The sequence below is a fragment of the Microcystis sp. M53598_WE2 genome, assembly GCF_030067735.1.
GTDB classification, from domain to species: domain Bacteria; phylum Cyanobacteriota; class Cyanobacteriia; order Cyanobacteriales; family Microcystaceae; genus Microcystis; species Microcystis aeruginosa.
The window spans coordinates 1-7389 of the sequence record NZ_JASJFE010000146.1 but is presented as its reverse complement, the minus strand read 5'-3'; the positions used below and the strand labels follow the sequence as shown (position 1 = coordinate 7389).

The following is a 7389-nucleotide window of genomic DNA, read 5'->3' as shown; positions in this document are numbered from 1 at the left end:
GAGGGTTTCTGTCGGGTTGTCGGGTTTCGTAGCCTCAACCCGACCTACGAATTTACTACCATTTTTGTCTAGGAAAAACTAATTCCCGATTTACCCGGATGTATGAGTCAGGGTGAAACTTTAGAAGAAGTGATTATTAATATTGAAGAAGCGAGCGAATTTGGATAGAGACGGTTTATTTTGGTAGATCTTTTTGCGTAGGTTGGGTTGAACGAAGTGAAACCCAACAACTGAGGGTTTCTGTCGGGTTTCGTGACCTCAACCCGACCTACGAATTTACTTTTTTGCCCACTAAAGTATCCCATCTCGATTGCTCCTAAAGAAGAATTGAGGGAGCTAGAAAGTTATGGATAGAGACAGTTTATCATAGTGGTAAAAAAGTAATTCCTTCACCTTCTCAAAGATAAATTTTCTCACTATCGACTCACAGCGATCGCATTCTGCTGGAATTGAGGGATAACTTTCTCCGGTCCGCAAGCCAGAGGGGACAAAACTGGTTTATGCTAGAAAGAGTTGCTCTTAACGTAACTTTACAAAGTCATCGATCGCCCACATTTATGGATTGCATCATCAATCGTCGAGCGCGGTTTTCAGCCAGCCATCGCTATTATCTACCAGAATGGGACGAAGCCGAAAATCAAAGACGTTTTGGTCTTGGTAGCCGTTTTCCCGGTCATGGTCACAATTACGAATTATACGTCTCCCTACACAAAGAACTCAATCCTTATGGCATGGTGGAGAATCTCTCCACCGTGAAACAGGTAATTAAACGAGAGATAACCAGTCAATTAGACTACTCCTATCTCAATCAAGTCTGGCCGGAATTTCAGCAAACCCTACCCACCACAGAAAATATCGCTAGAGTTATCTGGCAAAGATTAGCACCCTATTTACCATTAGTCAAAATTCAACTATTTGAACACCCCGAATTGTGGGCAGAATATCAAGGAAAAGATATGGAAGCAACTTTAACCATCAAAACCCATTTTAGTGCCGCTCATCGTTTGGCTTTACCGCAATTAACCCTGGAACAAAACTCGGAAATCTACGGCAAATGCGCCAGGGTAAACGGTCATGGCCATAATTATCACCTAGAAGTATCCGTGGCGGGGGAAATCGATCCCCGCACCGGTATGATTGTAGATCTAGGGGATTTACAAAAAGCGATCGATGAATTGGTAGTAGAACCCTTCGATCATACTTTTTTAAATAAGGATATTCCCTACTTTGCCGAAGTGGTTCCCACCGCGGAAAATATTGCCTTACATATCGCTCAACTATTAGGGGAACGGATCCGCCAATTAGGAGCCGAATTAGATAAAGTTAAACTGATTGAAAGTCCCAATAATTCTGCGGAAATCCACTGTCGTGGTTTGGTTCAAGCTCCCCGACAACTTCTAGAAAAAACCCTGACAGCCGTTTAATTGCCTGTTAGTTAAGGTGATTAGGGTGAGCTATGCTCACCCTGATGGATTTAATTAAACCCTAGTTAAACACTTCTCGCCATCCTCGCTTTCCTTTGCCTTGGCGTAAGGGAGAGGCTAAATCGACAATTTTCTCGAGCAGTTTCGGGGCCAATTTTTGACACCAAAGAGCTAGATGACTTTGCCAACCGACGACAATTTCCGTTTTTTCCCTATTTAACCCGGTAATTAGGGTTTGGGCGACTTCTTCGGCGCTCATCGGTTTTAACCATCGAAATAACTGCAATTCTCGCACCATATCCGTATCGGTTAAAGAGGGTAAGAGGGTGACAACTTTGATGTTGTGTTCCCGTAATTCCGACCTGAGAGCTTGACTAAAACCCAAAATGGCAAATTTGGTGGCCGAGTAGGTAGCAAAGCTAGGAGCGGCAATTTTACCCATCATGCTGGAAACATTGACAATCGTTCCCTGTCCCCGAATTGCCATCCGGCGGGCAATTAAGCGAGTAACCGTGTACATGGCCATCAGATTTAAAGATATTTCTGCTTGCACTTGCGAAAATTGCGAGCGTAGAAAGGGGGTTTGATGGGCAATACCGGCACAGTTAACGAGGATATCGATGCCGCGGCATTCTTGCCAAATGCGGATAATTGAAGGACTAACAAGGTCATTTTCGGTTAAATCTAGGGCTAAAGGTGTGGCAATGACCCCTAGAGACTCAATTTCTTTGGCTAGTTTTTCTAATCGCTCTTGATCTCTGGCAACAATCACAATTCTGCTTAAACCTTGTCGGGCTAATTCTAAGGCGATCGCTCGTCCAATGCCCCGGGATGCCCCCGTGACTAGGGCAGTTTTTCCCTGTAATTTCATGATCAAACTCCTGTTTTAAGCAACAGTACAGAAATTTATTGGTTTTGCTTCTGAAATCTTTGATTTGTGCATCTATGCCCTACATAAGTAGCGAAGCAATCGAGGGATAGATGGATAGGTTAGGGTGCATGGGATTTTTCCTCCTTCAAAGCGCACTCTTGAACCCACGGTAACAGTTGTCTTTACAAACAGCAATCTTTTTTAACACTTTTTCCCCAAAATCACTCGATCGGATGAACGCTCAGGGTGATCCTCGATCGGATGGAAACCCCAGGGGACTTGCAGATATAGGTATTTTAAAGAGCTTACTACCGAGGGAGATAGAAAGTCTGGCAATGGACGCGACTACTATTGGCAGCCCAAGGGACTTGACATCTTCACCGCACTGAAGTAGATCTTTTGGGCAATCTCCCCTCTCCTAATCCCCAACCCCAATGAATAACCCCCCCGATAGTCCATTCAATTACACAGAGGCTTTTATTGCCCTAGGCACGAGTAATTTTGATCGCTCGGTGCAGTTTTATCGTCAACTGTTGCAACAGGAACCAAACCCCTACCTTGCCGACGTTTATGCGGAATTTAGGCTGATTAACCTTAAATTAGGTCTTTTTTGCCCTAAAGAGTCCCACAGAGACGAATTTAGCGATTCTAGGGGCAGTGGCATGAGCATTTGTTTCGAGGTGGAGAGTCTCGAAAAAGCCCTCGAGCATTGGAGCGAAATCGGCTATGGTGCTAGGGGAGAAATTAGCCAGGCTTCCCACGGTCCGGAAATCTACATCTATGATCCCGATGGTAATCGTTTAATTTTCCATCAATCCACCGCTAAAACCAATCCTTTCAGGTAGGAACCTTCCGAGTGATAGATACTGGTGGGATGGTCTGCCGGTTGGCTTAAACGTGCTAAAATTCGCACTGGGCGAGCCGATTCAATGGCTGCCGCCATGACAGCCCCCTGAAAATGTTCTTCGTTAACCACTTGGGAACAGGAAAAGGTGAAAATAATACCTTGGGGGCGAATTTTCTGGAAAGCTTGGTAATTTAATCTTTTATAAGCCATAACCGCCTGATGACGGGATTGGATACTTTTGGCAAAAGCGGGGGGATCGAGGACAATCAGATCGTAATCCTCCTGACAGTCGCGCAGAAAGTTAAAAACATCGGCGCTGTAGGATTGATGGGGAACTTCACCGAGATTATTCAGGGCGATATTTTTTTCGGTAAGATCGATCGCACCGTGGGAACTATCAACGGAATGGACTAGGGCAGCCCCCGCTTGCATAGCATAGACGGAAAAGCCGCCAGAGTAAGAAAAAGTGTTTAAAACCCGTTTATTCTGACAATATTGGGCTAATATTGCTCTATTTTCCCTTTGATCGAGGAAAAATCCCGTTTTTTGTCCCTTTTCCCAATCAATAATAAAGCGATGACCGAATTCTAACACCTCATTGCCGTTTTTTTGACCAAATAAGTATTTATTCTCAGAGATATGGGCGCTTTTCGCCAAAACTGCGGCACTTTTATCGTAAACTGCCCGTAAATTGTCAGCGTAGATAGTTTTCAGGCAATCGACAATCAGATCGAGACGTTGGTATAAAGCTAGAGAATAAGCTTGAATAACCGCCGTGCCATTGTACCAATCGACGATTAAACTGGGTAAACCGTCTCCTTCCGCGTTAATTAAGCGATAACAGTTAGTTTTCGGGTTATCCACTAAACCGATTTGTTGCCGCAGCTGATAGGCATTCTGGAATTTTTCGAGAAATAATTGAGCAATATCGCTGACTTTTTGGAAAGAAAGAATTTTAACGGCAATATTGCTAGGATTATACAGTCCAGTGGCTAGATATTCGCCTTGATCGCTATAAACCTCTACGATAGCACCCTCTTTGACTTCTCCCTCCATCTCTTTAATCGCCCCGGAAAATATCCAAGGATGAAATCGTTTAACAGCATCAATTTTATGGTTTCTCAGGATAATTTTCGCTAAATCTGGCATGGATAAAGAATCAGGGTTGATAGCTGACGACTACTAGACAATTCTATTATCCCCTGCCAGCAGCACAAAACCATGGTTTGTTATCCCTCGATCGAGTGGCATCAAAGCAAGTCCCAACAATCGAGGGATAATCAGAGGGAATTCTCGCCTATAATAAGTTAGATTTTAGCGATAGTCCCTCGACAAATGCCAAGAAAAAGTGATGCTGCCGGTGGTTTAAGTTTATGGTTTCAACGTTTGGGGGCTGCCGGTTTGTTAGCGGGACAAACTTTTTTACATATTCTTAATGGCAAAATCCACCGGCGTAATACTCTGGAACAAATGAGTATTGTGGGGCCAGAATCCTTGACAATTGCCCTAATTACTGCTGCTTTTGTGGGTATGGTTTTCACTATTCAGGTAGCCAGAGAATTTATTTTTTTTGGGGCGGGTAGTTTTGTTGGGGGAGTCCTTTCCTTGGCTTTAACAAGAGAATTAGCCCCGGTTTTAACCGCGGTGGTGGTGGCGGGGAGAGTTGGCTCGGCTTTTGCCGCCGAAATTGGTACAATGCGAGTAACAGAACAAATTGACGCTTTATATATTTTAAAAACCGATCCGATCGATTATTTGGTCATTCCTCGGGTGATTGCCTGTAGTTTAATGTTACCCCTGCTCACTATTATCTCTTTAGTCACAGGGCTACTCGGTGGTTTATTTATTTCCGATAGTCTTTACGGTATTTCCTATTCCCTATTCTTACAATCAGCCCAAAATTTTCTGGAAACATGGGATTTAATTAGTTCTATGTTAAAGTCCCTAATTTTTGGGGTTTTAATTGCTATTATCGGTTGCAGTTGGGGTTTAACCACCACCGGCGGTGCTAAAGGAGTTGGTCAATCTACTACCACGGCTGTGGTAACTTCTTTGTTAGCGATTTTTGTGGCTAATTTTTTCCTCTCTTGGCTGATGTTTCAAGGGACAGGTAATGCGGAGCTAGGCTAAGATAGTAATCAGTAATCAGTAATCAGTGCCAAGAAAACGGCAATTTTCTACTTAATACCGCTCACTAAGTAGGGAGGCACAATTATTTGTAGGATGGGTTAGCGGTAGCGTAACCCATGCGGGAGTTGGGTTTCATGCTTCAACCCAACCTACGTTCATCTTATATTTAATTCCACCCACCTACTTAAAAACTCAAATCTGATCACCGATTACTGATAATTGTCTATTCTCAAGATTAGGATTTGTTCAAGGGATTGAGAGTAAGACAAGTTTTAATTAATTCCTCCACTCCCAGGACTGGATAAATAGGGACTCCTAACTGATTAATAACAGTTTCTAGGGTGAGATCATCTAAAAATACCGCTTCCCCATGCTTGAGCATTAGGGAGGGTAATAAAACCCCATCCCCAAGATTTTTACCTTGTAATCCTTTGAGAATATCTTGCCCGGTTAATAAACCCGTAACCGTGATTTCCTGTCCCCAATAATCACTATTTAAAGCCACTAATTCCACGGTTAAACCCCGCAGATTATTTAACTGTTTAACTAGGGGTTGAAAAGCTTGTTCTACCGCATTTCCCACTACCCATATCAATCGTCTAGAGGGAGTAATTTGAGCAGGTAATAACTTCTTGGCTGTCTTCTGAAACTCCCTAATAAATTGACGAATCGAGCCAACTCCGTTACCGATTTGGGGATAGTCTTCGTAGTGAGATTGAGGTGGTAAATCGACTCGGGCAATTAAAAACCATTCATCGGCTAACCACACCACATTACTGCCAAATTCTTGACGAAATTTTTTCTGTAAAGTTTGGACTTGTTCAATCACTTCTCGCGCTTTTTCTTGGCTAACGGGAATTAATTCATCTTCTTGGGGACGAAAGCGGGTTAATCCCACGGGAACTACGGCAATCGACTCCACACAGGGAATATCTCCCCGATGAAAAGAAACCAGATCTAACAGGGTTCTTTCGAGATGAATTCCATCATTAATATTGGGACAAACTACCACTTGGGCATGAATTTGTAATTGTCTGGCTTGTAGCCATTTTAAATGGTCTAAAATTTGACCAGCGCGGGGATTTTTTAAGAGACGAATCCTCAGATCGGGTTCCGTGGCATGAACGGATACAAAAAGCGGTGATATGTGCATCTTTTCGATCCGCTGCCATTCTTTTGAGGTGAGATTAGTTAAGGTTAAATAACTGCCATAGAGAAAACTTAAGCGATAGTCATCATCTTTATAGTATAAAGTTTCTCTTTTGCCCTCTGGTTGTTGGTCGATAAAGCAAAAAGGACATTTATTATTGCACTGAATTAAGCCATCAAAAAGGGCAGTTTCAAACTCTAAACCTAAGTCTTCATGATAATCTTTTTCGATTTCTATCCGGTGAGTTTTGCCCTGACTATCAAGCACTTCTAGGGTTAAAAATTCATCGGCACATAAAAATTGATAATCGATTAAGTCCCGGGGACGATTACCATTGATAGAGAGGAGCGCATCCCCGATTTCAAAACCCACCTCGGCGGCGATCGAATCTGGGATGACACCACTAATTTTAGCTGGACGAATAGTTAATTCACTCATATTTTTAGGTCGCCATCCAATTATTTAACTGCATTTCGAGAGAGTCTTTGGCCTTGTCTCACTTTTGTCAAGCTAATTCTACAGCATTTTAGGGCGATCGCTGTTAGGGATTGGGGAAAAAACCAAAAAGTTTAGCAGCCCCTCCTAAAATGGCCACAACCAGAGCGATGAGAATCCCCCGATTGGTAAATTCCTGATAGGCAACTCTTGCAGTTAACCCTTTAATTTCTGTGGTTAGTCGCTCATCTAAGGCTTTAATCTCCCCTTTGAGTTCGACTTGTCCTATTTCCACTTTCGTCAACCGTTCTTCTATCTTATCAAATCTCTTATCTACCTTATCAAATCTGTCATCGATCCGTTTTTCCAGAGAGTCAATTTTCCCCTCAATCCTTGTCAGAACTGCTTCTAGGGAATAAGTGACGGTTTCGTTAGCCATTTTCTGTCTCCTTTATCTCTTCTGGATTCACCATCGTGATCTCAATATCAGTATCGCTGATTTTTGCCTCCAAGTTTCAATCCCTATTAGGGG

7 protein-coding genes and 1 pseudogene are annotated in these 7389 nt (G+C 43.0%); 4 read left to right on the top strand and 4 right to left on the bottom strand.

Annotated features, from left to right (window positions below):
- Positions 1 to 78: 78 nt before the first annotated feature.
- Positions 79 to 179: pseudogene (locus PX636_RS03270) on the top strand (type II toxin-antitoxin system HicB family antitoxin); the annotation flags it as partial.
- A 378-nt stretch (positions 180 to 557) separates the two neighbouring features.
- On the top strand, positions 558 to 1424 hold the full coding sequence (locus PX636_RS03265; protein ID WP_288116210.1) for a 6-pyruvoyl trahydropterin synthase family protein: 867 nt from the start codon (positions 558 to 560) through the stop codon (positions 1422 to 1424).
- 61 nt (positions 1425 to 1485) lie between these two features.
- Here the strand turns inward: PX636_RS03265 and PX636_RS03260 are convergent, their stop codons facing one another.
- Positions 1486 to 2295, bottom strand: a complete 810-nt coding sequence (locus tag PX636_RS03260; protein ID WP_288116209.1) for an SDR family NAD(P)-dependent oxidoreductase — start codon at positions 2293 to 2295, stop codon at positions 1486 to 1488.
- A 434-nt stretch (positions 2296 to 2729) separates the two neighbouring features.
- Between PX636_RS03260 and PX636_RS03255 the strand changes: the two genes are divergently transcribed.
- A complete protein-coding gene (locus PX636_RS03255; RefSeq protein WP_012264657.1) occupies positions 2730 to 3140 on the top strand; it encodes a VOC family protein in 411 nt (136 codons plus the stop codon).
- Here PX636_RS03255 and PX636_RS03250 read toward each other — a convergent pair.
- Positions 3107 to 4291, bottom strand: a complete 1185-nt coding sequence (locus PX636_RS03250) for a class I SAM-dependent rRNA methyltransferase (protein WP_012264656.1) — start codon at positions 4289 to 4291, stop codon at positions 3107 to 3109. The genes PX636_RS03255 and PX636_RS03250 overlap by 34 nt on opposite strands.
- A 186-nt stretch (positions 4292 to 4477) precedes the next feature.
- Between PX636_RS03250 and PX636_RS03245 the strand changes: the two genes are divergently transcribed.
- Positions 4478 to 5272 (top strand): MlaE family lipid ABC transporter permease subunit, encoded by a 795-nt coding sequence (locus PX636_RS03245; RefSeq protein ID WP_012264655.1) that lies wholly within the window; start codon positions 4478 to 4480, stop codon positions 5270 to 5272.
- 235 nt (positions 5273 to 5507) lie between these two features.
- On the opposite strand, the gene PX636_RS03240 is transcribed toward PX636_RS03245, so the two are convergent.
- Both PX636_RS03240 and PX636_RS03235 read right to left on the bottom strand, forming a co-directional pair.
- Positions 5508 to 6860 (bottom strand): TIGR03279 family radical SAM protein, encoded by a 1353-nt coding sequence (locus PX636_RS03240; RefSeq protein ID WP_288116207.1) that lies wholly within the window; start codon positions 6858 to 6860, stop codon positions 5508 to 5510.
- A gap of 103 nt (positions 6861 to 6963) precedes the next feature.
- Complete coding sequence (locus tag PX636_RS03235) at positions 6964 to 7296, bottom strand: DUF4164 family protein (protein WP_004163367.1); 333 nt, start codon at positions 7294 to 7296, stop codon at positions 6964 to 6966.
- Positions 7297 to 7389: the final 93 nt, after the last annotated feature.